Raw genomic sequence first — 26057 nt, forward strand, 5'->3', positions numbered from 1 at the left:
TCCGGCTCACAGCCGGGCGCGCACGTGCAGCCCTGCCTCGGGGTCGACCAGGATCTCCTGCGTCGCGGTCACGGTCGGCTGATCCTCGGCCACGACCTCCAGTACGGCGTCCGGGTCCACGTTCCGCTTCACCATCGCCAGCGCGATCGGGCCCAGCTCGTGATGCCGGCCCGCCGATCCCACGAACCCGACCTGCTTCTCCCCCGCGCGTACGGCGTACCCGTGCGCGGGCAGGTGGTCGACCGAACCGTCCAGATGCAGCCGCACCAGCCGCCGCGGCGGACGGCCGAGGTTGTGCACCCGCGCGACCGTTTCCTGACCGCGATAGCAGCCCTTGTTCAGGTGTACGCCGACGCCGAGCCAGCCCACCTCGTTCGGGATCGCGCGCTCGTCGGTGTCGAGACCGAACCGCGGGTTGCCGGCCTCGATCCGGAGCGCCTCGTACGCCCAGATCCCGGCCGCCGGACCCTCGAGTCCGGCCAGCTCCGCCCGCGGCAGGAACACCTCGTGGCCGCCGAGCGAATCCGCACCACTGCGGGTCAGATGCCCGTTGGCCGAAGCCGGTCCAGGCCGCCAGACGATCGCATAGTCGTCGGTCACGTCCGCGATCTCCACCCGGGACATGAACACCATCTTCTGCAGCCAGTCGACCATCGCCGCGGCCGCGCCCGGCTCGGTGTGCAGCCAGAACGTCTCGCCGTCGTCGACGCCGTACATGACGTGCTCGATGTGGCCGGTCGGTGACAGCAGCAGCGCGGTCGTCGATGTGCCGGGCTTGAGGCCCTCGAAGTACTGCGTGGTCAGCGCGTGCAGCCAGGTCAGCCGGTCCGGGCCGGTGATCGTGACCACGTCGCGGTGCGACAGGTCGACGAACGCCTCGCCGGCGACCAGGGCCCGCTGCTCGCGCAGATCCGACCCGTAGTGGGCCGCGACCCCGGCGTCGAATCCGTTCGCCTCGACCGCGCCGGGGCGGTCCAGCAGTGGGCTGCGGTTTCGTGACATGTCACCAGAGTACGTCGAGCGGCGTACGGCGATCGCCTCCCGGGGTGGGATGTGGACAACCCCGGGTCGCGGCCACGCTTGAGGTATCAGAACCCGAAGGGAGCAAGGCGATGAGCGACCGGCGATTCCGGTTCGGTGTGGTGGGCAGCCCGACGACCGGCGACGACTGGATCAAGACCGTCCGCCGAGCGGCGGACCTCGGATATTCGACCGTACTGATGCCCGACGGACTCCAACTGCCGTCGCCGTTCCCCTCGCTGGCGATGGCCGCCGCGGTCGCGGACATCCGGGTCGGCACGTTCGTGGCGGCGGCGCCGCTCCGGACCCCGCGGGCGGCCGCCTGGGAAGCGCACACGCTGACCGTCCTGACCGACGGGCGGTTCGAGTTCGGCATCGGCACCGGGCGGCCCGCGGTCGAGCAGCAGGTCGAGGAGATCGGTCTGCGCTTCGGCTCGGCCAAGGAGCGACGTGACCAGGTCCGCGAGACCCTCGACCACCTGGTGCGGCTCGACGGCGAGCGCCGTACGCCGATCATGCTCGCGGCCGGCGGACCACGGGCGCTCGCACTGGCCGCGTCGCGGGCCGACATCGTCTCGCTGGCGAAGGACGCGATGACGCCACGGGCCGAGATCACTCAGCTGGTCCGGGACCTGCGTGAGCTGGCCGGATCGCGCGCGGACGAGATCGAGCTGGCGATGAACCTGTTCGCGGCCGGGACGCGCGAGCTGCCGCCGTGGACGAAGCGGGCGGCCGGCGTCGAGCCCGAGGAACTGGAGGCGAGCGACTCGCTGATGATGCTCCGCGGTACGCCGCACCAGATGGCGGACGAGCTGCAACGACGGCGGGACGAGTTCGGTACGACCTACATCAGCGTCAACTCGACGTACCTCGAGGACCTGGCACCGGTGGTGGTGATGTTGAGCGGGAAGTAGCCCGCTCCAGGGTTTGCGTGCAGATCGACAGGTAGAGCACCTGCGATACACCGTACGCACTCTCTGTCCGACGCTCGGGTGCACTAGGCAGCGCAGCACACTACCTGTCGATCTGCACCCCTCAACAACACAGCACTGCCCGCCGGTCTGTGGCCCGGCGGGCAGTGCTGGGAGGGGTGGGAAGGTGGCTAGCGGGCTGGGCTTTCGGAAGCAGTGACTTCGGGGACGTCGCCGGCGTGGGTGTCGCCGGCCGCGAACGCGGCCTCGTCGAACGGGTCCTCACCGGCGAAGACCTGCCGGGCCTGGTCCTTGTCGAACTCCCCGACCCAGTGCCCGACCAGGACGGTCGCGACCGCGTTGCCGGCGAAGTTCGTCAGCGCCCGGGCCTCCGACATGAACCGGTCGATGCCGACGATCAGACCGACGCCGTCGACCAGGTCCGGGCGGTGCGACTGCAGACCGCCGGCCAGCGTGGCCAGGCCGGCGCCGGTGACTCCGGCGGCGCCCTTCGAGGCGACGATCATGAACAGCAGCAGGGAGATCTGCTGACCGATGGAGAACGGCTCGTTCATCGCCTCGGCGATGAACAGCGACGCCATCGTCAGGTAGATCGCCGTACCGTCCAGGTTGAACGAGTAGCCGGTCGGGACGGTGATGCCGACCACCGTCTTGTCCACACCGAGGTGTTCCATCTTCCCGATCAGCCGGGGCAGGGCGGTCTCCGACGACGAGGTGGACACGATCAGCAGGAACTCGCGACCGAGGTAGCGCAGCAACTGGAAGATCGAGATCCCGGTGACCACCCGGAGCAGCGTGCCGAGCACGAGGATCACGAACAGCAGGCAGGTGGCGTAGAAGGCGAGCATGATCTTGCCGAGGCTGACCAGCGCATCCGTGCCGGTGGCGCCGACGACGGCCGCGATCGCACCGAACGCGCCGATCGGGGCGGCCCACATGATCATCGACAGCACCTTGAACACCAGCCGCTGGATGTGCCCGATGGCGCCGAGGATCGGCTGACCCTTCGAGCCCATCGCCTGCAGCGCGAAGCCGATCAGCAGCGCGACGAACACGGTCTGCAGCACTTCGCCCTCGGTCAGCGCGGACAGCATCGACTTCGGGATGATGCCGAGGAGGAAGTCCGTCGTACCCTCATGCGCCCCGGCGGCCTGCTTCTGGCCGCTCTCGCGCAGCTTGTCGGTCAGGTTCAGACCGGAACCGGGCTGGACCAGGTTGCCGACCACCAGGCCGATGGCGAGTGCGACCGTCGACATCACCAGGAAGTAGACGAGCGCGAGACCGCCGACCTTGCCGACGCTGGCGGCCTGGCGGACCGAGCCGATGCCGAGCACCAGCGTGCAGAAGATGATCGGGCTGATCAGCATCTTGATCAGGTTCACGAACCCGGTGCCGAGCGGTTTCAGCTCGACGGCGAAGTCCGGGAACAGGAATCCGACACCGATGCCGAGCAGGACGGCGACGATGACGGCGATGTAGAGGAAATGGGTCCGGTCGTTGCGGACCGGCGTCGGTCGGGGTTCGGTCGGGCTCGACATGTGGGGACTCCCTGGATCGGCCGGGCGGGCTGGTCTGGAGTAACTGTGACGTGACGCACAGGGAAACTGCTCATTTCGTTCATATCGTTCTCAGTGCACACTGTCCGTTGTGAAACACCGGCCGTGGGAACTGCGCCGCCAGGTGCTCTGGCTGCAGACGGTCACGGTCACCGTCCTGATCGCGATGGCCTGGATCACGCTCATCAGCCGGTCCAGGGCCCAGGCCGAGCGGGACGCGGCGGCCGCGGGCATCGCCCCGCCGGGTTGGTGGGAGCTGATCCGGCTCGATGTCCGCTCAATGCTCGGCATCGCCAGTCTGATGCTGGGCGTCGCGATCGCCGGCAACGCTCTCGTCTCCTGGCGGGTACGGCGGGCCACACGTGGCATGGGCACCCAGTCGCTGGCCCGGATGCTCGACTTCTACGAGGGCGTTCTGCACGCCGCCCGGGAGGGCCTGATCCTTTTGGACGCGGACGGTCGCGTCCAGCTCGCCAACGACGAGGCGCTGCAACTCCTCGGCCTACTCGAGGTGACCCCGGGGACACCGATCGACGAGCTGCACCTCGGGCCGACTCTTGCGGAGTTGCTCCAGGGCGGGAGAACGGCGTACGACGAATTGCACCTCGGGGCGCGCGGAGTCGTGGTGGTGAACCAGCAGCCGGCTCGGTCCGGACGGATCGTGACACTGCGGGACCACACCCAACTGCAGCGCTTGCTCGGCGAACTGGACGCCGTACGCAGCCTGGCCGAGTCGCTGCAGGCGCAGAACCACGAGGCGTCGAACCGTTTGCACACGGTCGTCAGCCTCATCGAGATCGGCAAGCCGGAACGTGCTCGTGAGTTCGCGGTATCCGAGCTGCAGTTCGCGCAGGCGATGACGGACCGGGTGGTCGGGACGGTCGGCGATCCGGTGCTGGCGTCCCTGCTGCTCGCGAAGCTGTCGCAGGCTCAGGAGCGTGGCGTCGTACTGACGCTGGAGCTTGGTTCCGAGGCTTTGAACACGCGGCTCCCGGCCCAGGACGTCGTGACCGTCGTCGGCAACCTGCTCGACAACGCGATCGAGGCCGCGCGCGGCGGACCGGCTCCGCGCCGGGTCGAGCTGCGCGCCGGTACGACGCCGGACGCGATCGACCTGATCGTCACGAACACCGGCGCCGAGCTGGGCGCGGTGGAGCTGGCGCACATGTTCGAGCGCGGCTGGTCGACGAAGGCCGAGCCGGGGCACGGCCTCGGTCTCGTGCTGGTGCGGAGCACGGTCGAGCGGTGGCAGGGCACGCTGATGGTCGACCCGGATTCCGAGCTGGACGACGTACCGGCGCTGACCGTCCGGGTCCGGCTGCCGCGGGCGGTGAGTGCCAGTGCCTGAGCTGCGGGTGCTGGTCGTCGAGGACGACCCGGTCGCCGCCGAGGCGCATCGCACGTACGTCGAACGCCTGCCCGGCTTCACGTGTCTCGGTGTCGCGGGTACGGCGGCTCGCGCGCTGCAGGTGCTCGCCCGTGGCGACGTCGATCTGGTGCTGCTGGACATGCATCTGCCGGACGGGCACGGGCTGGACGTGGTCCGCCGAATGCGGGCCTTGGGCAACCAAACGGATGTGGTCGCGGTGACGTCGGCGCGGGAGGTCGCGGCAGTGCAGGCGGCGGCGCGGATCGGCGTGGTGCAGTACGTGCTGAAACCCTTTGCCTTCGAGACGTTGCGGGACCGGTTGACGGCGTACGCGCGGCAACGGCGGGCGGCCGCGCTGGGTGAAGTGGTCGCGGATCAGGACGAGGTCGACCGGTTGTTGCATCCAGCAACCGTCTCGTCAGTACCGAAGGGGCTGGCCGGATCCGTGCTCGACCGCGTCGTCCAGCTACTCGGGAACCGCGAGGGCTGGACCGCGGAGGAGGTCGCGGCGTCGCTGGGCACGTCCAGGATCACGGCGCGCCGGTATCTGGAGCACCTCGCCGATCAGGGGCAGGCGCTCCGGACGCAGCGGTACGACGGGCGCAGTGGGCGACCGAAGGTCGAGTACTCCTGGGTGGCGGAGAGTTAGGAACGCACGAGGGTTGCCCACAGGTGGGGCTGGAGGGCCTGACCCTCGGCGGCCATGTCGTAGGCCCAGAGCAGCTCGCCGTCGACCAGGCCGTACAGGCGGTGGCCGGCGGTGACCTCCTTGGCGGTCACGGTGCGGGCGACGACATCGGTTTGCAGCTCGATCTTGGCGCCGTCGATCTCGCCGTACCAGATCTCCGCGATGCCGGTCGGGTGGGCCAGGATGACCTCGACCTTGTTGTCCGGCTTCGGGCGCCAGAAGCCGGTCTCGACGGCCAGCGGGCGTTCCTTGGTGCCGTCCTCGCCGACCACGTAGGTCTGGCTGACGTAGTGCAGGTAGGGCTTGCCGTTGTGGCTGAAGTCGATCTGCTGGCCGAACTCGAACTTCTCGATCGTCGGGTAGTCGCCGTGCCCGCGACCTTCCCAGCGGCCCAGCAGCCACGCCAGCGGCACCAGGTCGGGGTGCAGGTCCTGCGGGATCTCGAACGCCATCGGTCACTCAGCTCGCATTGCGGCCGCGGTACAGCCGGTAGACGACGAACGCCGAGAACCAGGCCATGAACACACAGACCAGGATCAGCAGCATGGTGAAGATGACGTGCAGCACGTCGGCCAGTCTAGGGGATGCGCCTGCCGAGGCTTCGGCTACCGTGGCGTGATGTCCCGCACGCTGGTGATCAAGCTGACCGCAGGCGCCGAGGAACCCGAGCGCGCCAACCAGGCCTTCACCGTCGCCGCCACCGCGATCGCCGCCGGCGCCGACGTCTCCCTCTGGCTCACCGGCGAAGCCGTCTGGTTCGCCGTCCCCGGCCGGGCGGAGTCGTTCGAGCTCCCCCACGCGGCGCCGCTGGCCGATCTGCTGGCCGCGGTGCTCGAGGGTGGCCGCCTCACGGTCTGCACCCAATGCGCCAAACGCCGCGACCTCACGGAGACCGATCTGCTGCCCGGCACCCGCGTCGCCGGTGCCCCCGCCTTCACCGAAGAGATCCTCACCGACAACGCCCAGGCCATCGTGTACTGACCGCCGTGCCCGCCCGGTCGCCGTGCACTGACAGCTCTGCCCGCCCGGGTCGTCGTGTGTTGGTTACCCGGGCGGGGTCGTTGGCCGCAGGCGCTGTCAGTGATCAGCCGCCTAGACCGGGGCCGTCGTTGCTCGGGCCGCTACGGCCGGCGCCTTGTTTGTGCAGTTCGCCAGGAGTCCGTCCACCGCGACCACTACCTGCCAGCTCGGCCGGGTCGGGGGGACTGGCCGCACCCGCCGCGGGCGTGTTTCCGTCGGTGTACACCGCGTGGCTCTTGGCCATCTCGTCCTGGGACATCGTCCTCTGGCCCGCGCCCTGCCGCTGACCGGCCTGCTGATTCTGAGCCCGGGTCTCGGCCAGCACCTGGTTCACCGGCCGCTCTCGGTCCGCAGCATCCTGCCTGACCTGCTGCCCGTTCTGCCCCGCCTGCTGCCCGTTCTGCCCCGCCTGCTGCCCGTCCTGGCCAGCCTGCAGCCCGTTCTGCCCTGGCTGCTGCCCGTCCTGGCCGTTCTGTCCGAACTGCGCGCTCTGTTCCACAGCCGGCTGGGCATCCTGGCCAACCTGCTCGGCATTCGCCCCGTTCTGCTGAGCCGCACGGTTGGCATCCGCCCGATCCTGGGCCGTAGGCAACGCCGGCTGCGCCCCGGCATCGCCTTGCTCCTGCCCCTGCTCAGCCCGCACACCTTGCTCCTGCTCAGCCCGCAGACCTTGCTCCTGCTCAGCCCGCAGACTTTGCTCCTGCCCCTGCTCAGCGTCCAGATCTTGCTGCTGCCTTTGCTCAGGCTGCTGCTCCCCAGCCGCACGAATCACACCATCGTCACCGAGCTCCGGCGCCTGCTCGCCCTCCGGTGAATCCAGATCCCGATCCTGCCGCTCTGGTGACTCTTCACCAGCCGCCCGAATCACACCGTCATCACCAAGCTCCGGCCCCCGCCCAACCTCCGGCCCATCCTGATCAACCTCCGGCGCACCCTCATCCAGACCCCGCCCAGGCTCCTCACCAACCGCCCGAATCACACCGTCATCACCAAGCTCCGGCCCCCGCTCAACCTCCGGCCCATCCTGATCAACCTCCGGCGCACCCTGCCCCTGGGCGTCCTCGGCGCGCTCTTCCAGCCGATCGGCTTCTTCGGCCGCGCCCAGCGCCGCACCAGCGGCAGCGCCTTCCACCACACCGGCGTCGACGCCGGGATCAGCAGCCTCGCGCTGGTCCGCCCTCGCCCGCTCTTCCCGCCGCGTCTCGGCCTCGGCGTCCTCGCGCTGCTGATCCCGGCGCGCGTCATCCGTCTCCGCCTGCTCCGCACGTTCACCGGCGTCGTCGACCTCGGCCTCTTCGCGGTCGAGCCGCCCGTCGTGGTCGACGTCGCCGTCGAACTCCCGGACCTCCGGGATGCCGTTGTCGTTGGGGTCGGTGAGCCGCTGCTCGGTCTCCTGTACCTGCTGCGCCTCTCGCAGCTCCGCTTCGGCCGCATCGACCTGCTGCTGGAGCTCGTCGCGGAGCCGGCGTTGCTCCTCGACCTGCTGCTCCAGCATGGCTGTCCGGTCGGCCGGGTCCATCCCCCGCACCTGCTCGTCGAAATCCTGGTCGAACCTCTGCCGGTTCAGGAGCTGCTCCATCGTGGCCCGCCGCTCCCTGTTCGCCCCCATCCGCTGGAGAGAGTTCTGGAGCTGACGCAGTCGCCTGTACAGACGCTGGATCTCGGCGACCACCGACTGCACGACCTCGTGCGCCGGGTCATCGTGAATCGCCATCACGCCACCTCACTTGCATAGACGGAGTAGGCAAAGCCGGCCGCGGTGTCCTCGGGCCCGGGTTGGGTCGCGTACAGGTGGAACTCGGCGCCCGGCTTCAGCCAGACGGCCAGGTGGCGTCGGCGGTCCCGCCACTCCGGCGGAATGCGCGCATCCGACCCCGGCCCGACGAAGACCGGTGCACCCCAGTGTCGGCGAGCCAACTGGAGCTGCCCGGGCCAGTGCGCATCCAGCCCTTCCTCGGCGTCAGGCAGCTCAGCCGGACCGATCTCGTACGCCGACCAGCCACTGCGCGGGCTCTCCGGCAGTACGGCGTCCGGCAGCACGAGCATCACGGTCTCGCGCGGGGTGACCAGCCCCCAGGTGTAGCGGTCGGGGTCGATGTTGCCTGGGGCCCACGGGCGCCAGCCGGTGGCGGCGGTGACGCGGGAAACCAGCGCGCGGATCGCGTCCACACCGGTGCCCTGCGGTCCCCAGATCGATCTCCAGTCGGAGACCTCGGCCAGATCCGCCATGGCACGCTCGTCATCACTCGACGACCGCTGCTGCGTCTTCACCCCGCCACACTCCTCTCCTCAGTCCGCCCAGCCTAAGCCTCCGCCGGTGCCACCACCTCCCGAATGACGCACACCTGTGGACAACGGATCCCTCTACCTCCCGTCCTCAGGTACGTCGTTCGCGAGCAGTAAGCGATGGACGACGTACGCACATCTCGAACTGGGCTGTAGTGGAACCATGAAGCTCCCGGCCCCTCCGACCGAGAAGTCCTTCCCGTCCGCGCTGCACCACCCGCGCACGGCGACGGTGATCGGCCGCTGGCTCGGGCTCGCGGTGGCGATCTGCTTCCTAACCGGGCTGTTCAGCCACTTCCAGCAAGACACTCCCGCCTGGCTACACATCCCGAGCCGGCCGGCGTCCCTCTATCGCGTCACCCAGGGCCTGCACGTGCTCAGCGGAACCGTCGCGATCCCGTTGCTGCTGGCAAAGTTATGGACCGTCTATCCGAAGCTGTTCGCCAAACTCCCTTGGCCACCGAGCCGCAAGGCCCTCACCACCGCCCTCGGACGCGGCTCGATCCTCGTCCTCGTCTCCGCGACGGCCCTCGAACTGTTCACCGGCTTCCTCAACACCCTGCAGTGGTATCCGTGGCCGTTTCCGTTCAAGCAGACCCACTACGCACTCGCCTGGATCATCGTCGGCGCACTGCTCGTCCACCTCGCCGTCAAACTCCCGCTCATCCTCACCCACTGGCGCCGTACTCCGGCCGACCGCGCCCCGATCGCGGACTCCTTGCCCCCAGCAATCACCGGCCTGACCCGCCGCGGCCTCTTCCGCACCGTCGCAGGCGCCGCGACTCTCGTAGGCATCACCTCGGTCGGCCAATCCGTCCCGGCCCTAGGCCCGATCGCCGTACTGGCGCCACGCAAACCGAACGTCGGCCCGCAAGGTCTGCCGATCAACCGTACGGCGAGGGACGCGGGCGTCTCCGGGATCGACGCGGACTGGCGCTTCACGATCACGGGCCTACGGCAACTGTCGTACACGCTCGACGAGCTGCGGCAGCTCCCGCAAAGCCGCTCCGACCTGCCGATCGTCTGCGTCGAGGGCTGGAGTCAGGGCGCGAGGTGGCAAGGCATCCGGATCCGCCTCTCCGGCGCACCGCCAGGCTCCCGGGTCCGCGTCGTCTCGATGGAGAAGGGCGGCTTCTACGCCACCAGCGAGCTACCACCTGAGTTCGCCGACGACCCGCTCACTCTCCTGGCCCTCCGCCTGAACGGCGCCGAACTCGCCCTCGACCACGGCTTCCCCGCCCGCATCATCGCGCCCAACCGCCCCGGCGTCCTCCAAACCAAATGGGTCCACCACCTGGAGGTCATCTCATGAAACGGAGAACGAAAGCCGCCAGTCACGGCATCCTCGGCACCCGGGCGGCCCTCGCTGCGGCCGGAGTGTGCTTCGGGCTCTGGGGGTTGTGGTTGCTGCTCGACGCCATGGAGCCACCAGCGCTCGTCCGGTTGCCGATCTGGCTGGGTGGTGCGGTGGTCGCCGACGACTTCTTCCTGGTGCCGCTGACGCTGACCGTCGGCTGGCTCGTCACTCGGTGGTCCACCGGGCCTGATCGGCATCGGACCGTTGGCGCCGTGCGGACCACCTTGTTGTACGTCGGTCTCACCACGCTGATCGCGATCCCGCTGCTCGTGCGACAGGGCACAGGCGTCAACCCGACCGTGCTCCCGCGGGACTACCTCCGCGACTGGTTATTGCTTGAGGCAACGATTGTGGTGGCCGGCGCGGTGGTGTTCGTGGTTCAGCGGTCCCGCTTCACGTTCAGCAGGTCGCGGGCCTCGTCCGGCGACATCGGCGGCCGCTGAGCCAGCGTCGCGAGTGCGGCGGCCCGCTCGACCAGCTCGGCGTTGTGGTTCACCGGCTGACCCTTCGCCAGCGTGAGCGTGTCCTCCATGCCGACGCGGAGGTTCCCGCCCTTCGCCAACGCGGCCAGCGCGACCGGGAGCGCCGTACGCCCGATACCCGTTGCCGACCACGACGTCACCGCGGCGGGCAGCGCGTTGACGGCTGCCACCAGGGCGTCCGCCGTACCAGGCATGCCGCCCGGGACGCCCATCACCAGGTCGCAGTGCACGCGTCCGCCGTACGGCAGGCCGAACTTGTCCAGCAACCGGTGCAGCGCGGCCACATGCCCGAGGTCGAACAGCTCGAACTCCGGCACCACCTCGCGCTCCTGCGTGAGCTGGTAGAGCTCGGTGACGAACGGCCACGGGTTCATGAACACGTCGTCGCCGAAGTTGACCGTGCCCATGGTCAGCGAGCAGGAGTCGGGTACGGCGTCGAGCACGCGGAGCCGGTGGTCGTACGGATCGGTGACTGCGCCGCCGGTGGACAGCTGCACGATCAGCGCCGTGTTCGCCCGGATCGCGGCGACCGTGTCGGTCAGCCGGCCGAGGTCCAGCGTCGGCTTGTGCTCGCCGTCGCGGATGTGGATGTGGATCATCGCCGCCCCCGCGGCCTCGCACCGCTTCGCGGTCTCGACCAGCTCGTCGAGCGTGGTCGGCAGCGCCGGGCAGTCCGCCTTCGCGGTCTCCGCACCGGTGGGAGCAACTGTGATCAGAGTCGACGCCATGGACGAATCCTGCCAGATGTCCGCCCGCAACGAGATATTTGCCGGTCAAGGGGTTCGATCACCGGACGATCTCCGGCACGAGAGGATGTCACTATGAGAGCCGTTGTACAGCGAGTCAGCCAGGCATCGGTCACCGTCGAGGGCGAGGTGGTCGGCGCGATCGACGGCCCCGGCCTGCTGGTCCTCCTCGGCGTCACCCACGACGACACCCCCGAGAAGGCCGCCGCCCTGGCCGCGAAGATCTGGACCCTCCGCATCCTCCACGACGAACGCTCCGCCGCCGACGAGCAGGCCCCGATCCTCGCGATCAGCCAGTTCACCCTGTACGCCGACACCCGCAAAGGCCGCCGCCCGTCCTGGAACGCCGCCGCCCCCGGCCCCGTCTCCGAACCCCTCTACAACTCCTTCTGCACCGCCCTCGAATCCCTCGGCGCCAAAGTAGAACGAGGCCGCTTCGGAGCCCACATGGACGTCACCCTCACCAACGACGGCCCAGTAACCCTCATCCTCGACGCCTGACCACAACAAACACCGGCCCCCGGATCCATTGGATCCGGGGGCCGGTGTTTGGTTCTGGGTCGGTGAGGTTCGACTCAGAGGGGTGTCGAGCTGGATCAGCTGACGACGCCGGCGGCCGAGTGGCCGACGATGACCTTGGTGTTCAGGCTGTAGACGTCGATCACCAGAGCGTTCACCGAGATGTAGCGGTACTGCTTCAGGACCTGGTTGAAGGTCAGCCGGGCGACACCCGGGATGTCCAGGGTCTGGTTCACACCGGTCTTGACCGGGTAGGTCTTGTTGCCGACCTTGATCGAGGCGATGCTCGAGGACGAGCTCACGCCACCCTTGCCGTCCTTGGTCTTCCACGCCGAGGCGGAGGATTCGATGGCGCCGATGGACAGGTTGCCCACCTTCACACCCGCGACGTGCGAGGTGAAGTTGATGTAGGACTTGTTCTCGCCGATGGCGCCGTTCTTGGTGGTGTAGACCCCACCGACGTAGGCGACCTTCGGGATGTTCACCTCGCCGACCGCGACCCTGACCGTCTTGCCCTCAGTACCCTGGCAGGTGGTCTGAAGCGACGTCGGCCCGGACACGACCAGCTTGTCGGCGTTGGCCTTGGTGCCGTACGCGTCACCGATCACCAGCGCGGTGGCCGGCTTGGAGATCTCCGCGCGGGTCTTCAGCACCGCGACGTCGACGCCCTCCGGGACGTACTGGTTCTTCACGTTCGCGTGGATCACGACGGCCTGCGCGTACGAGTAGATGCCGGAGCTGGTCTTCACGCCACCGACACGGTTCAGCACGATGTAGCCGAGGCCCGGTACGGCGACCTTGGTGTTCCACTTCGGCGCGAGCAGCGACGGCACCGAGATGGCGCCGATCTTCACACCGGCGAACGTGGTGTTGCCCGTGTAGGACAGCTTGCCCTTGTAGTACCGCGCCGTGGTGGTGGTCTTCACACCCGTCAGCGTCAGCAGGTTGCCGACCTTGATGTCGACCGCGGTGGCGTTGCTGGTCACGCCGGTGCCGCTCTTGTCGTTGAACGCGTGCGTGTCGGTGCGCACGCTGCGCGCGATCGCCTGGTTGTTCACGTTCGCCGTGGCGATGTCGTTCTTGTCGGCCTTGGTCGGGTCCGTGGTGCAACCGAACTTGCTCACGACCTGCGGGCCGCTGTTCGCCAGCCCGGATTCAACGTCGGTCCCGTACGAGTAGCCGCTGTATCCGAAAACCGGCGAGGCGGACGCAGAACCCGAAGTCAGCGCGATCGTAGAAGCCACGCCGACAACCGCCGCAACACCGACGGCAGCGAGCTTCTTGTATCCGATGCGGGGTCGCATTGACCCCTCCTCCCTGAGTGATGACGTGACCCGAAGTGCGGGTCAGGACACAGACACAACTCAGCCGGTTGCGGTAGGTGACGAGCAGAATGCGCTCCGAGACCAAACCGTTACATCCGTGCTCGTTCCGCAAGATTCGACCGCCGACCCGTAACTCCGAAGCGATGCCCGCAAACCCCAGTCCCGCAGGCGTTTCCGGACATGCCGAAGGGCCCGGACGCGCAAGGTCCGGGCCCTTCGGGGCTACCTTCAGGGTGGGCCACCTTCGGGTGGTGGTGGCACCATCAGTAACGAACGACAGGTCAGACGGTGACGGCCACTTCCGCGACCGCGCCGTACTGCGCGACCACCTGGCGGTCGACCGGGTCGGCCTTCGGCGCCAGCGTGCGCAGCGTCCAGCTGCCCGGCGCCGCGAAGAACCGGAAGTGCCCGGTCGCCGACGTCGGCACCTCGGCGGTGAACTCACCCGTTGCGTCGAGCAACCGTACGTACGCGCCGCCGACCGGCTCCTCGCCGCGCAGCACCTGGCCCTGGATCACTGCTTCCTTGTCGACGTCGACACCCTTGAGGTCGAGGCCGCCCTTCTTCGCTCCGCACATGTCAGGCCTCCCCTGGCTCGTCGCCGAGTGCCACGGGTACGCCGACCAGCGAACCCCACTCGGTCCAGGAACCGTCGTAGTTCTTCACGTTCGGCTGGCCGAGGATCTCGTGCAGCACGAACCAGGTGTGCGCCGAGCGCTCGCCGATCCGGCAGTACGCGATGGTGTCCTTGCCGAAGTCCACGCCGGCGTCGGCGTACAGCGTCTTCAGCTCGTCGTCGGAGCGGAACGTGCCGTCGTCGTTGGCCGCCTTGCTCCACGGGATGTTCGCCGCGGTCGGGATGTGACCCGCGCGCTGCGCCTGCTCCTGCGGGAGGTGGGCCGGGGCGAGCAGCCGGCCGGCGTACTCGTCGGGGCTGCGCACGTCGACCAGGTTCTTCACGCCGATCGCGTCGCCCACCTCGTCGCGGAAGGCGCGGATGGCCAGGTCCGGCTCCTGCGCGGTGTAGTCGGTGGCCTCACGCTTGACGACCTCGTCGGTCAGCTCGCGGCTGTCCAGCTCCCAGCGCTTGCGGCCGCCGTCGAGCAGCCGGACGTCGCCGTGCCCGTACAGCTTGAAGTACCAGTACGCGTACGCCGCGAACCAGTTGTTGTTGCCGCCGTACAGCACGACCGTGTCATCGCTCTTCACACCGCGGTCGGACAGCAGCGCCTCGAACTGCTGCTTGTTGACGAAGTCCCGCCGGACCGGGTCCTGCAGGTCGTCCTTCCAGTCCAGCTTGATCGCGCCGGCGATGTGGCCGGCGTCGTACGCCGAGACGTCTTCGTCGACCTCGATCAGGACGACCCCGGCGTCGGTCTTGTGCTCCTCGACCCAGTCGGCCGAGACGAGCGCGGATTCCCTGCTCATGTGTGCTGCCTCTCAGTTGGTAGCGGTGCTGGTGTCACGGGTTGGCGTACGAATGCGGTGGATCAGCAGATAGGCCTCGCAGCCGAGGCAGAGCCCGACGGCGGCGTTCACGAACGCCGCCACCAGGGCGAATCCGGTGGCGACCACGCCCAGCACGGTCGCGCCGGTCAGGTACCCGATCAGACCGGCGACCGCGAAGACGAGACCGACCAGCTGGGCGAACCGCGGCGGGGCCGCGTCCTCCAGCTCCTCGGGGGGACCCAGCCGGGGGCGGATCAGCCGCTTGAACAACAGCCCGTACGGCGACGCCTGGACGCCGAACGCGACCGAGATCGCGAACACCACGGCTTGCACCGCGAGCGGCCAGGGGTTGTTCAGTACGAGCGTCAACGCCAGGACGACCGTGGTCACACCGGCCGCGAACCGGAGTCCCCGCGGATCAACCTGGAGGCTTTGCTTCGCCGTCTGTTCGGACATGACGACTCCCGGAGGAGAGAAGATTCGAGCCCAACCCGCCCGGGTCTGCGGGAGGCGACGTACGCGAAACCGTGCTCAGCGACCGGTCTCGCAGCGCTCGGGACGCCGCCTGGTCAGCGGCGACGACACAGCGACGAGCGCATCCGGCAGTTGTCCACTGCCCTGCGCTTGGTCAGCCACGTCGTGTACGCCACGCATCGAGAGTACGGAAACCGGGCGGGCTAGCCAGCCGTGGTCCCACTGAGTGAGACAATTGATCAGAGTGCGGACAATCAGGTCCGGACCACGTTCGTGTGGGCGACCTTGTCGTGCAGCGCCTGCTTCTTGTCGTCCCAGAGCGGCCAGAGGTAGTTGATCAGAGCAATAAAGCTGAACAACGTCCCGACCAGCGGGATCGTGGCCAGCAGGCTGAGTCCGATGATGAAGCCGTACCGCTTCGCCACCGCGGGCCCAGGCGGATTACCCGGCACGTCCCGGAGCCGGACGCCGATTCCGAGCGCCATCTTGCCGGGCGTGGCGCCCTTCCTGGTCAGGAACAGGTACTCGTAGACGAACGACACCAGGAGCCCCAGCAGCACCGCCGGGATCATCCACTTGTACGCCTCGGGCGGCAGCGCGGTGCTGGTCGTCGGGGTGCCGGCCTCCGCGGCGTTCAGCGTGTCTTCGAAGTACTTCCAGATCACCTGGGAGTACTGGTAGTAGAAGTAGCCGGTCAGCGGTAGGCCGATGAGGCCGACGATGATCGAGTCGATGATGAAGGCGAACACCCGGCGCCACCAGCCCGACAGCGGCTGCCCGTCCGGCGTCGTGGCTACCCGCTGTCCGGGGTAGCCGTAGCCCTGCTGCTGAAATCCCTGCCCGTACTGCGGCTGCGGGTGACCGTACTGCTGCTGCCCGTACGGCGCTTGACCTGTCTGCTGCGGCTGCGCGCCGTACTGGCCGTACTGCGCCGGCGCTTGCTGGCCGCCGCCGTACACCTGACCGTGCTGGGCGGGCTGGCCGTACTGCGGCTGGCCGGCGGCCGTGGGCTGGCCGAACTGACCCTGGTACGGCGGCGGGCCCTCCTGGGCACGGCGCTGGTCCGTCCAGGCCTCGCCGTCCCAGTAGCGCTGCTGGGTCGGGTCCTGGGGGTCGTCGTACCAACCGGCTGGGAAGCTCACTGCCATAGCATTGCCTACGTATGAGGGCATCCGCCATTGAGTTGCCGTCAGCGGACGGACTCAGTTGGGCTGGCGCTCGATCGCGGTGGCCAGCGCGGCGATCACGTCAGGCTTGCGCGGCGCACCACTGGCCCGCTTGACGACCGCACCGGTGCTGTCCAGCACCAGCGTCGTCGGGGTCCGCAGGATGTCGAGCCGCCGGACCAGCTCCAGATGCGACTCCGCGTCGAGCTCGACGTGCCGCACTCCCTCGACCATGCCCTCGACCTCGGCCAGCGTCCGCCGCGTCACCCGGCACGGCGCACAGAACGCCGACGAGAACTGCAGCAAGGTGGCGCGCTCGCCGAGCTCGCCACCAACCTCGGCCGCCGACACCCGCTCCACGTCCTCGACCTTCCCCCGGAACCGTCCGTCAACCCACGTTTTGAGCGCACTGAGCAGCACGCCGGCGCCTACCGCGCCGACCAGCACCCAGATACCCAAGCTCACAACAATCCACAGTACGGCGGTGTGTTTACGATTCAACCGCGCGTTTCACTCCTCGGACTGGACAATGGGATCCGTGGAGAACGGGTTGACGGTCCGAGGCGGGGTAGTGATTCCCGAGGCCGAGCTGGAGTGGCGGTTCTCGCGGTCCGGCGGGCCGGGCGGGCAGTCCGTCAACACCACGGACAGCCGGGTCGAGCTGAGCTTCGACGTGGCCGGCACGACGGCGTTGAGCGACGTACTGAAGACTCGGGCGCTCGAGCGGCTGAAGTCGCGGCTGGTCGGGGGCGTGGTGACGATCGCGGCGTCGGAGTACAAGTCGCAGTGGCGCAACAGGGAGGCCGCCCGGGAGCGGCTGGCCGTGCTACTGCGGGAAGCGATCGCGCCACCGCCCCGGCCGCGGCGGCCGACCAAGCCGAGCAAGGCCTCGGTCCGGCGCCGGCTCGACGCCAAGAAGCGCCGGGGCCAGACCAAGCGCCTCCGCGGCCGCCCGGACGACTGACTTCGCGTACATCTGGAAGTTGCCGAAGGCCCCTAACTGCTCACGCAGGTCGAGTGCGAGGGTCAGGCGTTGGCGTCCGCGGTCTCGCGGGTTGTGGTCGGCGGGATGACGAAGCGGTACCCGACGTTTCGTACGGTGCCGATCAGCGACTCGTGCTCCGGGCCGAGCTTCGCGCGCAACCGCCGTACGTGAACGTCCACCGTCCGTGTGCCGCCGAAGTAGTCGTAGCCCCAGACCTCCTGCAGCAACTGCTCCCGGGTGAACACCCGCCCCGGATGCTGCGCTAGGAACTTGAACAGCTCGAACTCCTTGTAGGTCAGGTCGAGCGCCCGCCCGTTGAGCTTCGCCGTGTACGACGCCTCGTCGATCACGACATCGCCGCTGCGGATCAGCGTGGAGTCGGGCTCCTCGTTCCGCACCGCGGCGAGCCGGCCGATGACGAGGCGCAGCCGTGCCTCGATCTCCGCCGGACCGGCCGTGTCGAGCAGTACGTCGTCCGCACCCCAGTCCGCGTTCACCGCGGTCAGACCGCCCTCGGTGACGACCAGGATCAGCGGTACGTCGATTCCCGTCGTACGGATCAGGCGGGACACCCCGCGGACGGCGACCAGGTCACGCCGGGCGTCGAGCAGGACAGCGTCCGCGTCCGGAGCATCGACCAAGGCGGCGACCTCGGCGGGCAGGATCCGGATCTGGTGCGGCAGCAGGGCGAGCGACGGCAGGACCTCTGTGGAGGCCTGCAACGCGTTCGTCAGCAGAAGCAACGTGCTCACGCTGTCTCCTTGTGCTGATCATCGGATCCTCGGTGAGCGACCCGGTCCTTGTGCACATCAGGCCCCAGCGGCGTCATTGCCGGGGGCCCGAGACACACTGGAAGCAACAGCAAGCTGACATAATAGCGGAAGACTTAACCGATAAGTGAGGCCTGCGACCACATGCCGGAAGTGACCATCAGGTACTTCGCCGCCGCGCGCTCCGCGGCCGGCCGGTCCACCGCGACCGCCGAAGCCACCTCGATCCGCGACCTCGTCACCACCGTCTCGGCCGACCGCCCCGAACTGGCCCGCGTCCTCTCGATCTGCACCTTCCTTCTCAACGGCGAACGCGCAGACCCCACCACCGCCCTCTCCGCCGGCGCCCAAGTAGACGCCCTCCCACCCTTCGCCGGCGGCTAACCCCGACCTGATAGCCAGCGGCTGACCCCTGCTCGACGGCTGACCACTGCGCCCCGCGTCGGACTCGTCGCCGACGGCTGCACCTTCGCTCCCGGTGCTGATTCAGCAGATCCTTCGCCCTCGGGGTGCTGATCAGAGGAAGAACTTCAGCAGTACGAAGGCGAGCGCGACAGCGGTCGTCAACGCCGCCTTCCCCGACCCGAACCCCCGCCGGAACGCGGTCACGAACACTGCCACCGTCAGCGGAACCAGCATCACCAGCAACGTGATCCCCGCCGCGTGAACGCCCACATGCGCCCGCCCGGTCAGCACCAGCCCCACCACGAACGCGAACGTCAACCCCAGCCAGGTAGTGACCTGGATCGGCCCATCCTCACTGCGATGCCCGCGATGCGACGCCCGGGCCGCACGGCGATGCGAAGTCGGAGCAACGTGCGACATCGGTCACCTTCCGAAAAGAACCGAATACGCAAGGTAGCAGCAACCTCACACGAACGTAAAAGCCACAACCTGCGCCACCGCACAACGCGACCCACCAAACCCAGGAGCCTCAGAAGCCCCACCTGTAACGAGACTCGGAGCGACTTAGGCCCCTGGCGACGAACCGTCTGCGGCCGATTAGCTGTTATGACCCGCGAGGTTGTTGACGCGGGTTGAGCCGGGTGATGGGTGGTTTGCCTGCGAGGGCGGAGTGGCCGCGTCGATTGTTGTAGTGGTCGAGGAAGTTGTCGAGGGCTTGGTTGCGGTCGGTGTTGCTGGTCCAGGGTTGGGCGTAGGCCCATTCGGTGAGCAGGGTGCGGTTGAAGCGTTCTGCTTTGCCGTTGGTCCAGGGGCAGCGGGGTCGGGTGTAGCGGCGTTTGAGGTGCCAGGTGGTGCAGGTGGCGGCCCAGCCGTGGCCGCGTCGGTAGACCATGGCGTTGTCGGTGAGAACGCGTTCGACGGTGATGCCGTGGGTGGTGAACCAGGTCAGGGCGCGGTGCAGGAACACGGCGCAGGTTGGGTCGCGTTCGTCGGGCAGTACTTCGGAGTAGGCCAGGCGGGTGTGGTCGTCGATGGCGGTGTGGACGTAGTCGTAGCCGATCAGGGTCTTCTTGTGCTTGTGGGCGACGGTGGCCTCGGCGCCGCGCAGGCGCCAGCCCCCTCCGGCCGGGACCCGGGCGAGTTTCTTCACGTCGACGTGGATCATCGCGCCGGGGCGGTCGTATTCGTAGCGGATCTGGGAGTGGCGTGGTGAACGGACTGGCTGGCCGGTGATCGGGTCGAGTGTGGCCAGGTGCGGAACCTGGTGGCGGGACAGGACCCGGCCCACGGTGGATGGGTTCAGGCCAAGCTCGGCGGCCAGCACGACCGCGCCGCGGCGGCGGTGCCGGCGCGCGGCCAGTACCGACTGCTCGGTCCGGGCCGGCAGCCGGTTCGGTGAGCGTCGCGGCCGCGACGACCGGTCGACCAGGCCCGCGTCTCCGGCCTGTCGGTAGCGGCGCAGCCACTTGTGCACCGTGGCCCGCGAAATGCCCAGCTGCTCGGCCACCTGCGCCGGCGGCCACCCGGCCGCGACCCGCTCAACGATCAGCCTGCGACCAAACAAGTTTGTCCGGGCATTAGCGTGGGCCATGAGGACCTCCGTGGTCGAAGTCGATGCGTCAGACACATCCACTCCGCCCGGAGGTCCTCCCACGATCAAGCCACCACGCCGTCAACAACCTGCTGGGTCACAACAATTAGCCCCTGGCGCCGCAACCGTCCCCCGCCGAGGCCGGTACGCCGCGCACAACGGCGTACCGGCCGGGTCACGGCGTACCGACTGATGCGGCGTACCGGCTGGTTGTCAGGAGCCGATGGAGATGCGGTCCGTGGCGACCGGGGTGTAGGGGTCGTGAGCGGTCAGGTAGTTGGCGAAGGCGTCGATGTCGAGGCCGCCGAAGAACTTGTTCGTCGCTGTGGTGAAGGCGGGGAAGCCGTCGCCACCGTCGGAGAGGAAGTTGTTCGTCACGATGCGGTACGACGTACCGTCCACCAGCGGCTGGCCGGCGATCCTGATCGAGTCCGCGACCACCTTCGAGCCCGCCGCGGCGGCCGGGTTCCAGGTGTAGGTGATGCCCGCGACCTGGAGCACCTTGAACTTCGGCGCCTCCGGACCGTTCACCCCGGAGAACTGCTGCTCCAGCAACGCCTTGATCTGCGCCCCGGTCATGTCCATCGACACCAGGAAGTTGTTGAACGGCTGAACGGTGAACGCCTGCCCGAAGGTCACCTGACCGTTGGTCGACGCCAGATCGGCACGGATGCCGCCCGGGTTCATGAACGCGACCACCGGCGTCTTCCCGCCCGTCACGACCGACGGATCGGCGAGCTGAGCGTCCGCGATCAGGTTGCCCAGTGGCGACTCGAGCGAGTCGTCGGGCGTCCGCACGACCGACGGCGTGGTGATGTGACCGATCACCTTGTTCGCGATCGGGTCGACCAGCGTCTTGTACTTCGCGATCAGCTCGGCCGTCTTGCGGTCCTGCACCACGTCCTGGGTGACGATCTGGTTGTTGGCCAGCGTGTTCACCCGGTCGACGTCACCAGTCGCGTTGTTGATGCTCAGCCGGACCTCGGTCACGAGCCGGCCGAACGACGAGGCACTGGTGACGAGCCGCGGCTGCTTGGCGCTGTCCAGCAGGGAGCAGTTGTACGCCTGGTGGGTGTGGCCGGAGATGATCGCGTCGATCTCCGGGTCCAGGCCGGCGTTGATGTCGACCACTGGACCGGAGATGCCCGGGCAGCTGTTGTACGCCTTCGGGTCGGCCGGGAACCCGCCCTCGTGCAGCAGCACGACGATCGACTTCACACCCTTCTTCTTCAGGATCGGGACCAGCGCGTTCGCCGTCTCGACCTCGTCCTTGAAGGTCAGCCCCTCGACACCGGACTTGGTGACGATGTTCGGCGTGTTCTCCAGCGTCATGCCGATGAACCCGACCTTCTGGCCGTCATCGAAGGTCTTGATCGTGTACGGCGCGAACAGCGTCTTCTGCGTGTTCTCGAAGAACACGTTCGCGGACAAGTACTTGAACTTGGCACCCTTGAACGGGTGCTGCGGGTCCGGGCAGGAGTTCTGGTTGTTCTGCCCGTCGCCGTCCGGCAGGCAGCCGCCGGTCTGCATCCGGAGCAGCTCGTGCCAGCCCTCGTCGAACTCGTGGTTGCCGACCGAGGCCGCCTCCAGGCCCATCCCGTTCAACGCCTCGATGGTCGGTTCGTCGTGGAACGCGGCCGACAGCAGCGGCGATGCGCCGATCAGGTCACCGGCGGCGACCGTGACGGAGTCCTGCCCCTTGGCCTCCGCGGCCGCGCGCAGGTCCTTCAAGTGGGTCGCGAGGTACGCCGCGCCGCCCGCCGGGATGCCGTTGATGTTGCCGCTCGAGCCCGTCGCCGGCTCCAGGTTGCCGTGGAAGTCGTTGATGGCGAGCAGTTGGATCTGGGTGTGCGTCGGCTTGGGTTTCGCCGGCGCCGCCTGGGTCACGGTTCCCCCCGTGGCCATGGCGAGCACCGCGACCGTCCCGGCGGCGAGCAGGCCAACGGCCCGTCGTCCCCCCAACCGCGTCTTGTCTCGTCCTGTCAGGGCCATGTCTACTCCGTCGTCGTGGCGGTCACCGCGGGTGGCGGTCCCGCGAAAAGCTCCGCGGTGCCGCGAAATTACCCGGCCCGGCGTGACCCCGCCAAGGACTTGAGCATGAACTGACCAGGACCTTTTACGGTATTCCCGTGACTCTCGAAGCCGTACCCTCACCGTTGCCCTCGGCTACTGCCGCCGCCGTCACGGAACTCGCCCGCTCAGCAGCACAGAGCGACGGCGTCCACCCGCTCTCCGAGCGCACCCTGCTCCACCTCGACGGCGAACACCCGGACGACCTGCACGTACTCGCGTACGAGGGCGAGCCGGGCACGATCGAGGTCACAGGTCTGCAGAGCGCCCGAAACCTCATCGGGTACGGCGCCCTCGCACCAGACGGCTCGGCCGAGTTGGTGGTCGCCCCAACAGCCAGACGCCATGGCACCGGTACGGCGCTACTCCGCATGCTGCTCGACCACGGCGGCCACCGGACCCGCGTGTGGGCACACGGACGACTGCCTGGCTCCGACGAATTGGCGAATCGACTCGGTCTGGAGGTCACACGAGAGCTCTACTTCCTTCGCCGTACCAGGGCATCTCTCCCCGACCCGGTGTGGCCGGACGGGATCGCCGTACGGACGTTTGTGCCCGGACAGGACGACGCGGCCTGGCTGAAGGTGAACAGCGAGGCGTTTGCGGACCACCCCGAGCAGGGCAGCTGGACGGCGGCCGACTTGGCGGAACGCCTGCAGCAGCCGTGGTTCGACCCGAACGGCTTCTTCCTGGCCGTGGACTCCAGCACCGGAGCTCTGGCCGGCTTCCACTGGACGAAGGTCGAGGACGGTGTCGGCGAGGTTTACGTGGTCGGCGTCTCTCCCGCCCACCAGGGCAGCGGCTTGGGCAAGGCCCTCACCCTCCAAGGCCTCCACCACCTCCAGGAAGACCGCGACCTCGACACCGTCGTCCTCTACGTAGACGGCACCAACACCGCAGCCCGCTCCCTCTACAACACCCTCGGCTTCACCACAGCCGCCCTGGATGTCCAGTACGCCCCCTCCAGCGCCCTGTGAACGACATCACAGCGAAACCACTCGCTCACTTCACGTCATAATCCGCTGGCCGACCCGTCCCATCACCAACCAGGAGCCGTCTGCGCCTCTAACCCCCCAGCCGGACGGCTCCTGGCCCGCACCACTTATCCACACCTGCACCTTTTGACATCCCCACCCGCTCCCACCCGACTACGATCAGGTCGACTACGGAGAGGTGACAAAGGTGACTAACCGCAACAGGCCAGCCGCCCCACTACTGACCTGCCTAGCAACAACCCTGCTCCTAACCGCCTGCACCTCCCCCAGCCCGGACGCCGGGCACCCCGACGCGACGGCATCGACATCCGGTGCATCGAGCACAGCGCCACCCACCTCGACCTCCACCAGCACACCAACTGGAGTCCCCACACCCTCGGCACCGCCGACGCGGCCTGCAAACGCGGCGGGACTCAGCCTCTCGGCGGCCGAAGCATTCATCGGCTACTACGTCTCGCTGCAGAACTATGCATACGCAACGGGCGATTCGCAGTACTTCATGGCTGAGAGTGATGACGGCTGCATCGGTTGCAAGGCGATCAGCGACTTCGTCAAGTTTTCCAACGCATCGAATGGCGGCCTCAGCGGCGACTACTTGGACAAGCTCATTTCGGTCAAGGAGATAGTCCGCGGGAGTTCAGGGAAAGTCGGTGGATCTGCGGAACTGCGGAGCGGCGCCTATATGGAGCGGCCGTCACCGTCGGCCAAGCCTGTGGCTCGGCCCGCAAGCTCGGCCGTCATGGAGTTCACCCTGTCGACTCAAGGCAGCAACTGGGTCATGTACGAGCTGGAAATCAAGGAATGAAGCGCACGAGCTGGTTGCTCCCGCCGCTTGCGGTGACGATCGTCGCGAGTGTGACCGTCGCCGGACCCAGCCAGGCCCTCGGCTCGGGCATCGTTCATCAAGGGACAACCACGAGTGCCGCCTCACCTCGTCCGCCGGTCGTCGGCGGGAAACCCGGCAAGCACGGCGTCAAGCTGACAGCCGAGCAACAGCGGCGTCAGCAACAGCGTCGCCGACTCGATCCGTCTCTGCCGCCAAGACCGCCACGCCAACCGCGGAAGAACCATCCTGCCGCCGAAAACGTCATTCGAGATCCTCGGGTGACTTCCCAGCGGCCATTCCGCCTCAACATCGGGATCTGTGGGCGGATGCAGCCGGATGGGACTGTGCCTGGGCCGGCTCGGTGTATGCCGGATGTGCATCAGGAGACGACGGCTGGTAGGCGGAGGTTGCCGGGGGTGGTTGTGCGGGCTCGGCCTCAGGATGTGACTTGGGGGCAGGTTTTGGCGGAGTCGAAGGTGGTGTTGTTTCCGGCGTTGGCGGTGAAGGTGCAGCCGCGGGGGCGGACTTTGGTGAATCTGGACACGATTGTTTACACCGATGAGAGCAAGGTGTCGACGAGCACCGTTACTTTGCTGGGGTTTCCCGTTGTGGTTGAAGCTACGCCGGTCAGCTATAGCTGGAATTTCGGGGATGGTACGCCGGCGTTGACGACTAGTACGCCTGGTAAGCCCTACCCGGCGAAGGAGATCACGCATAAGTACATCAAGCGTGGCGCAGTCAGGCTGACCTTGACGACCAGCTATGCGGCTCGTTTCAACGTTGCCGATACCGGGTGGCAGTACGTCGACGGCACGGTCCCGGTCACCGGACCCGCCACTCCACTGCAGGTTCGTGAGGCGGTCCCTGTGTTGGTGGATCCGCCTGGCTAGTGCAGTACGGACTTCAGGTGGTTGGTGAGGTGGGTGTGGGCTTCTCGGGTTGTGCCGGGGATGTTCAGGAGGTTGGCGTAGCCGTGGGTCAGGGAGGGGTGGGGGACGTGGGTGAGGTGGTTGCCGGCGGACTTGAGGGCTTGGGCGTACTCGTTGCCTTCGTCGCGGAGGGGGTCGAAGCCGGCGGTGGTGAGATAGGTCGGGGGCAGGCCGGTGAGGTCCTCGGCCAGCATCGGGGAGACCAAGGGGTTCGGGCGGATCTTGGGGTCCGGCGTGTAGTGGTCTCGGTACCAGATGATGTCGTCCTCGGTGAGGATGAAGCCCTCGGGGAAGAGGTCCCGGCTGGGGCGGCGGCCGACCAGGTCGAGGCCTGGGTAGAGGAGGACCTGCAGGGCGGGCTGCGGGAGGTTGCGGCGCACGGTCTGCTGGGCGACGACCGCGGCCAGGTTGCCGCCGGCGCTGTCGCCGCCGACCGCGATCAGGGACGGATCGACGCCGAGGTCGTCGGCATGCTCGACGGCCCAGGTGAAGGCGGCGATCGCGTCCTCTGCGGCGGTCGGGGCCGGCGCCTCGGGAGCGAGGCGGTAGTCGACCGCCAGGACCCTGATGCCGGCATCGGCGGCCAGCGCCCGGCAGAGCGGGTCGTGGGTTTCGAGGTCGCCGACGACCCAGCCGCCGCCGTGGAGGAACACCAGCAGGCCGCGGCCGGCGTCGCGCGGGACGTACAGCCGGGCGCCCAGCTGGCCGTCAGCGCCGCGAACGGTCAACTCGGTCACGCGCTGTAGTTCGACCGGGCGTCCGGCCACGAGCAGGCACAGGTACTTCAGGTGCGCACGGGCCACGGCCGCGTCGGACTTCGTTGTATCCGGCAACAAAGCCTTCACCCGGAGGAGCAGCTGCAGCTCGGGGTCGAGCGTGTTGCCGTCGATCTGGATCGGCGGGCCGGCCAGCCGGCGCCGGACGGCGGTCGGCAGCGCGAACAGCGGGGTCAGGGCGTTCGCCTGTACGGCGGTCACCGCGCCTCGGAGCACCGAGTCCAGTCTTTGGTTCACAAGGAGTGACGCTAGCAACAGCGACCACGGACACGGGCGTCGAGGCAACGGGAACGTCACATCCGTGGACCCGCGAGACGGCTA

The 26057-nt window shown here is 68.1% G+C and carries 29 protein-coding genes; 12 read left to right on the forward strand and 17 right to left on the reverse strand.

The annotated features are described in order from the left end of the window. Window positions 1-6 precede the first annotated feature (6 nt). Window positions 7-1002, reverse strand: a complete 996-nt coding sequence (ygfZ, locus tag OG876_RS08275) for a CAF17-like 4Fe-4S cluster assembly/insertion protein YgfZ (protein ID WP_328524195.1) — start codon at window positions 1000-1002, stop codon at window positions 7-9. A gap of 110 nt (window positions 1003-1112) precedes the next feature. Between ygfZ and OG876_RS08280 the strand changes: the two genes are divergently transcribed. Continuing rightward, window positions 1113-1934, forward strand: a complete 822-nt coding sequence (locus OG876_RS08280) for an LLM class flavin-dependent oxidoreductase (protein WP_328524196.1) — start codon at window positions 1113-1115, stop codon at window positions 1932-1934. A 188-nt stretch (window positions 1935-2122) separates the two neighbouring features. On the opposite strand, the gene OG876_RS08285 is transcribed toward OG876_RS08280, so the two are convergent. Beyond that, window positions 2123-3490 carry a cation:dicarboxylate symporter family transporter gene (locus tag OG876_RS08285; protein ID WP_328524197.1) on the reverse strand — a complete coding sequence of 456 codons (1368 nt, stop codon included), beginning with the start codon at window positions 3488-3490 and terminating at the stop codon, window positions 2123-2125. Window positions 3491-3599: 109 nt separating this feature from the next. On the opposite strand from OG876_RS08285, the gene OG876_RS08290 reads away from it, so the two are divergent. Both OG876_RS08290 and OG876_RS08295 read left to right on the forward strand, forming a co-directional pair. Beyond that, window positions 3600-4856: a sensor histidine kinase gene (locus OG876_RS08290; RefSeq protein WP_328524198.1), complete on the forward strand. Its 1257-nt coding sequence runs from the start codon at window positions 3600-3602 to the stop codon at window positions 4854-4856. After that, a complete protein-coding gene (locus OG876_RS08295) occupies window positions 4849-5526 on the forward strand; it encodes a response regulator (protein WP_328524199.1) in 678 nt (225 codons plus the stop codon). The genes OG876_RS08290 and OG876_RS08295 overlap by 8 nt, the downstream gene beginning before the upstream one ends. Here the strand turns inward: OG876_RS08295 and OG876_RS08300 are convergent. Beyond that, window positions 5523-6017, reverse strand: a complete 495-nt coding sequence (locus tag OG876_RS08300) for an FABP family protein (RefSeq protein ID WP_328524200.1) — start codon at window positions 6015-6017, stop codon at window positions 5523-5525. The two genes, OG876_RS08295 and OG876_RS08300, sit on opposite strands and share 4 nt — an antisense overlap. A gap of 166 nt (window positions 6018-6183) precedes the next feature. Between OG876_RS08300 and OG876_RS08305 the strand changes: the two genes are divergently transcribed. After that, window positions 6184-6546 carry a DsrE family protein gene (locus OG876_RS08305; RefSeq protein WP_328524201.1) on the forward strand — a complete coding sequence of 121 codons (363 nt, stop codon included), beginning with the start codon at window positions 6184-6186 and terminating at the stop codon, window positions 6544-6546. A gap of 103 nt (window positions 6547-6649) precedes the next feature. Here the strand turns inward: OG876_RS08305 and OG876_RS08310 are convergent, their stop codons facing one another. Together OG876_RS08310 and OG876_RS08315 are read right to left on the reverse strand one after the other, a co-directional pair. Then, window positions 6650-8299, reverse strand: a complete 1650-nt coding sequence (locus tag OG876_RS08310) for a hypothetical protein (RefSeq protein WP_328524202.1) — start codon at window positions 8297-8299, stop codon at window positions 6650-6652. Next, on the reverse strand, window positions 8299-8856 hold the full coding sequence (locus tag OG876_RS08315; RefSeq protein ID WP_328524203.1) for a hypothetical protein: 558 nt from the start codon (window positions 8854-8856) through the stop codon (window positions 8299-8301). The genes OG876_RS08310 and OG876_RS08315 overlap by 1 nt, the downstream gene beginning before the upstream one ends. Before the next feature lie 178 nt (window positions 8857-9034). Between OG876_RS08315 and OG876_RS08320 the strand changes: the two genes are divergently transcribed. Continuing rightward, a complete protein-coding gene (locus OG876_RS08320) occupies window positions 9035-10183 on the forward strand; it encodes a molybdopterin-dependent oxidoreductase (RefSeq protein ID WP_328524204.1) in 1149 nt (382 codons plus the stop codon). Continuing rightward, the gene (locus OG876_RS08325; RefSeq protein WP_328524205.1) at window positions 10180-10671 is read left to right on the forward strand and encodes a hypothetical protein; all 492 of its coding nucleotides are present in this window, start codon (window positions 10180-10182) and stop codon (window positions 10669-10671) included. Before OG876_RS08320 ends, OG876_RS08325 begins: the two co-directional genes overlap by 4 nt. Here OG876_RS08325 and OG876_RS08330 read toward each other — a convergent pair. Beyond that, a complete protein-coding gene (locus tag OG876_RS08330; RefSeq protein ID WP_328524206.1) occupies window positions 10608-11438 on the reverse strand; it encodes a 3-keto-5-aminohexanoate cleavage protein in 831 nt (276 codons plus the stop codon). The genes OG876_RS08325 and OG876_RS08330 overlap by 64 nt on opposite strands. Window positions 11439-11531: 93 nt before the next feature. Here OG876_RS08330 and dtd point away from each other — a divergent pair, with 93 nt between their 5' ends. Further along, window positions 11532-11957 carry a D-aminoacyl-tRNA deacylase gene (dtd, locus tag OG876_RS08335; RefSeq protein WP_328524207.1) on the forward strand — a complete coding sequence of 142 codons (426 nt, stop codon included), beginning with the start codon at window positions 11532-11534 and terminating at the stop codon, window positions 11955-11957. A gap of 95 nt (window positions 11958-12052) precedes the next feature. On the opposite strand, the gene OG876_RS08340 is transcribed toward dtd, so the two are convergent. The 6 genes from OG876_RS08340 to OG876_RS08365 form a co-directional block, all read right to left on the reverse strand. After that, a complete protein-coding gene (locus OG876_RS08340) occupies window positions 12053-13279 on the reverse strand; it encodes a choice-of-anchor P family protein (protein ID WP_328524208.1) in 1227 nt (408 codons plus the stop codon). A 302-nt stretch (window positions 13280-13581) separates the two neighbouring features. Next, window positions 13582-13878 (reverse strand): DUF1416 domain-containing protein, encoded by a 297-nt coding sequence (locus OG876_RS08345; RefSeq protein WP_328524209.1) that lies wholly within the window; start codon window positions 13876-13878, stop codon window positions 13582-13584. Between the two features lies 1 nt (window position 13879). Next, complete coding sequence (locus OG876_RS08350; RefSeq protein WP_328524210.1) at window positions 13880-14728, reverse strand: sulfurtransferase; 849 nt, start codon at window positions 14726-14728, stop codon at window positions 13880-13882. 12 nt (window positions 14729-14740) lie between these two features. Then, window positions 14741-15205 (reverse strand): DUF4395 domain-containing protein, encoded by a 465-nt coding sequence (locus tag OG876_RS08355; RefSeq protein WP_328524211.1) that lies wholly within the window; start codon window positions 15203-15205, stop codon window positions 14741-14743. A gap of 272 nt (window positions 15206-15477) precedes the next feature. Next, complete coding sequence (locus tag OG876_RS08360) at window positions 15478-16365, reverse strand: RDD family protein (protein WP_328524212.1); 888 nt, start codon at window positions 16363-16365, stop codon at window positions 15478-15480. A 60-nt stretch (window positions 16366-16425) separates the two neighbouring features. Next, complete coding sequence (locus OG876_RS08365; protein ID WP_328524213.1) at window positions 16426-16854, reverse strand: TlpA family protein disulfide reductase; 429 nt, start codon at window positions 16852-16854, stop codon at window positions 16426-16428. Between the two features lie 64 nt (window positions 16855-16918). Between OG876_RS08365 and arfB the strand changes: the two genes are divergently transcribed. Beyond that, window positions 16919-17353 carry an alternative ribosome rescue aminoacyl-tRNA hydrolase ArfB gene (gene arfB / locus OG876_RS08370; protein ID WP_328524214.1) on the forward strand — a complete coding sequence of 145 codons (435 nt, stop codon included), beginning with the start codon at window positions 16919-16921 and terminating at the stop codon, window positions 17351-17353. Between the two features lie 62 nt (window positions 17354-17415). On the opposite strand, the gene OG876_RS08375 is transcribed toward arfB, so the two are convergent. Further along, on the reverse strand, window positions 17416-18126 hold the full coding sequence (locus OG876_RS08375) for a response regulator transcription factor (protein ID WP_328524215.1): 711 nt from the start codon (window positions 18124-18126) through the stop codon (window positions 17416-17418). 162 nt (window positions 18127-18288) lie between these two features. Here OG876_RS08375 and OG876_RS08380 point away from each other — a divergent pair, with 162 nt between their 5' ends. Then, complete coding sequence (locus OG876_RS08380) at window positions 18289-18528, forward strand: MoaD/ThiS family protein (RefSeq protein ID WP_328524216.1); 240 nt, start codon at window positions 18289-18291, stop codon at window positions 18526-18528. Between the two features lie 132 nt (window positions 18529-18660). Here the strand turns inward: OG876_RS08380 and OG876_RS08385 are convergent, their stop codons facing one another. The 3 genes from OG876_RS08385 to OG876_RS08395 form a co-directional block, all read right to left on the reverse strand. After that, window positions 18661-18969 (reverse strand): hypothetical protein, encoded by a 309-nt coding sequence (locus OG876_RS08385; RefSeq protein ID WP_328524217.1) that lies wholly within the window; start codon window positions 18967-18969, stop codon window positions 18661-18663. A 184-nt stretch (window positions 18970-19153) separates the two neighbouring features. Then, a complete protein-coding gene (locus OG876_RS08390) occupies window positions 19154-20140 on the reverse strand; it encodes an IS481 family transposase (RefSeq protein ID WP_328521197.1) in 987 nt (328 codons plus the stop codon). A 213-nt stretch (window positions 20141-20353) separates the two neighbouring features. Beyond that, entirely contained in the window at window positions 20354-22132 is a 1779-nt protein-coding gene (locus OG876_RS08395) for a bifunctional metallophosphatase/5'-nucleotidase (RefSeq protein ID WP_328524218.1), read from the reverse strand. Window positions 22133-22269: 137 nt separating this feature from the next. Between OG876_RS08395 and mshD the strand changes: the two genes are divergently transcribed. From mshD to OG876_RS08410, 3 genes are all read left to right on the forward strand, one after another. Beyond that, window positions 22270-23187 carry a mycothiol synthase gene (mshD, locus tag OG876_RS08400; RefSeq protein WP_328524219.1) on the forward strand — a complete coding sequence of 306 codons (918 nt, stop codon included), beginning with the start codon at window positions 22270-22272 and terminating at the stop codon, window positions 23185-23187. Window positions 23188-23392: 205 nt separating this feature from the next. After that, window positions 23393-24010, forward strand: coding sequence for a DUF6318 family protein (locus tag OG876_RS08405; RefSeq protein ID WP_328524220.1), 618 nt, complete (start codon window positions 23393-23395; stop codon window positions 24008-24010). A 497-nt stretch (window positions 24011-24507) separates the two neighbouring features. Then, window positions 24508-24921 carry a PKD domain-containing protein gene (locus tag OG876_RS08410; protein ID WP_328524221.1) on the forward strand — a complete coding sequence of 138 codons (414 nt, stop codon included), beginning with the start codon at window positions 24508-24510 and terminating at the stop codon, window positions 24919-24921. Here OG876_RS08410 and OG876_RS08415 read toward each other — a convergent pair. Further along, window positions 24918-25973, reverse strand: a complete 1056-nt coding sequence (locus OG876_RS08415) for an alpha/beta hydrolase (protein ID WP_328524222.1) — start codon at window positions 25971-25973, stop codon at window positions 24918-24920. The two genes, OG876_RS08410 and OG876_RS08415, sit on opposite strands and share 4 nt — an antisense overlap. Between the last annotated feature and the right edge of the window lie 84 nt (window positions 25974-26057).

This window comes from Kribbella sp. NBC_00359, from assembly GCF_036097425.1.
Taxonomy (GTDB): Bacteria; Actinomycetota; Actinomycetes; order Propionibacteriales; family Kribbellaceae; genus Kribbella.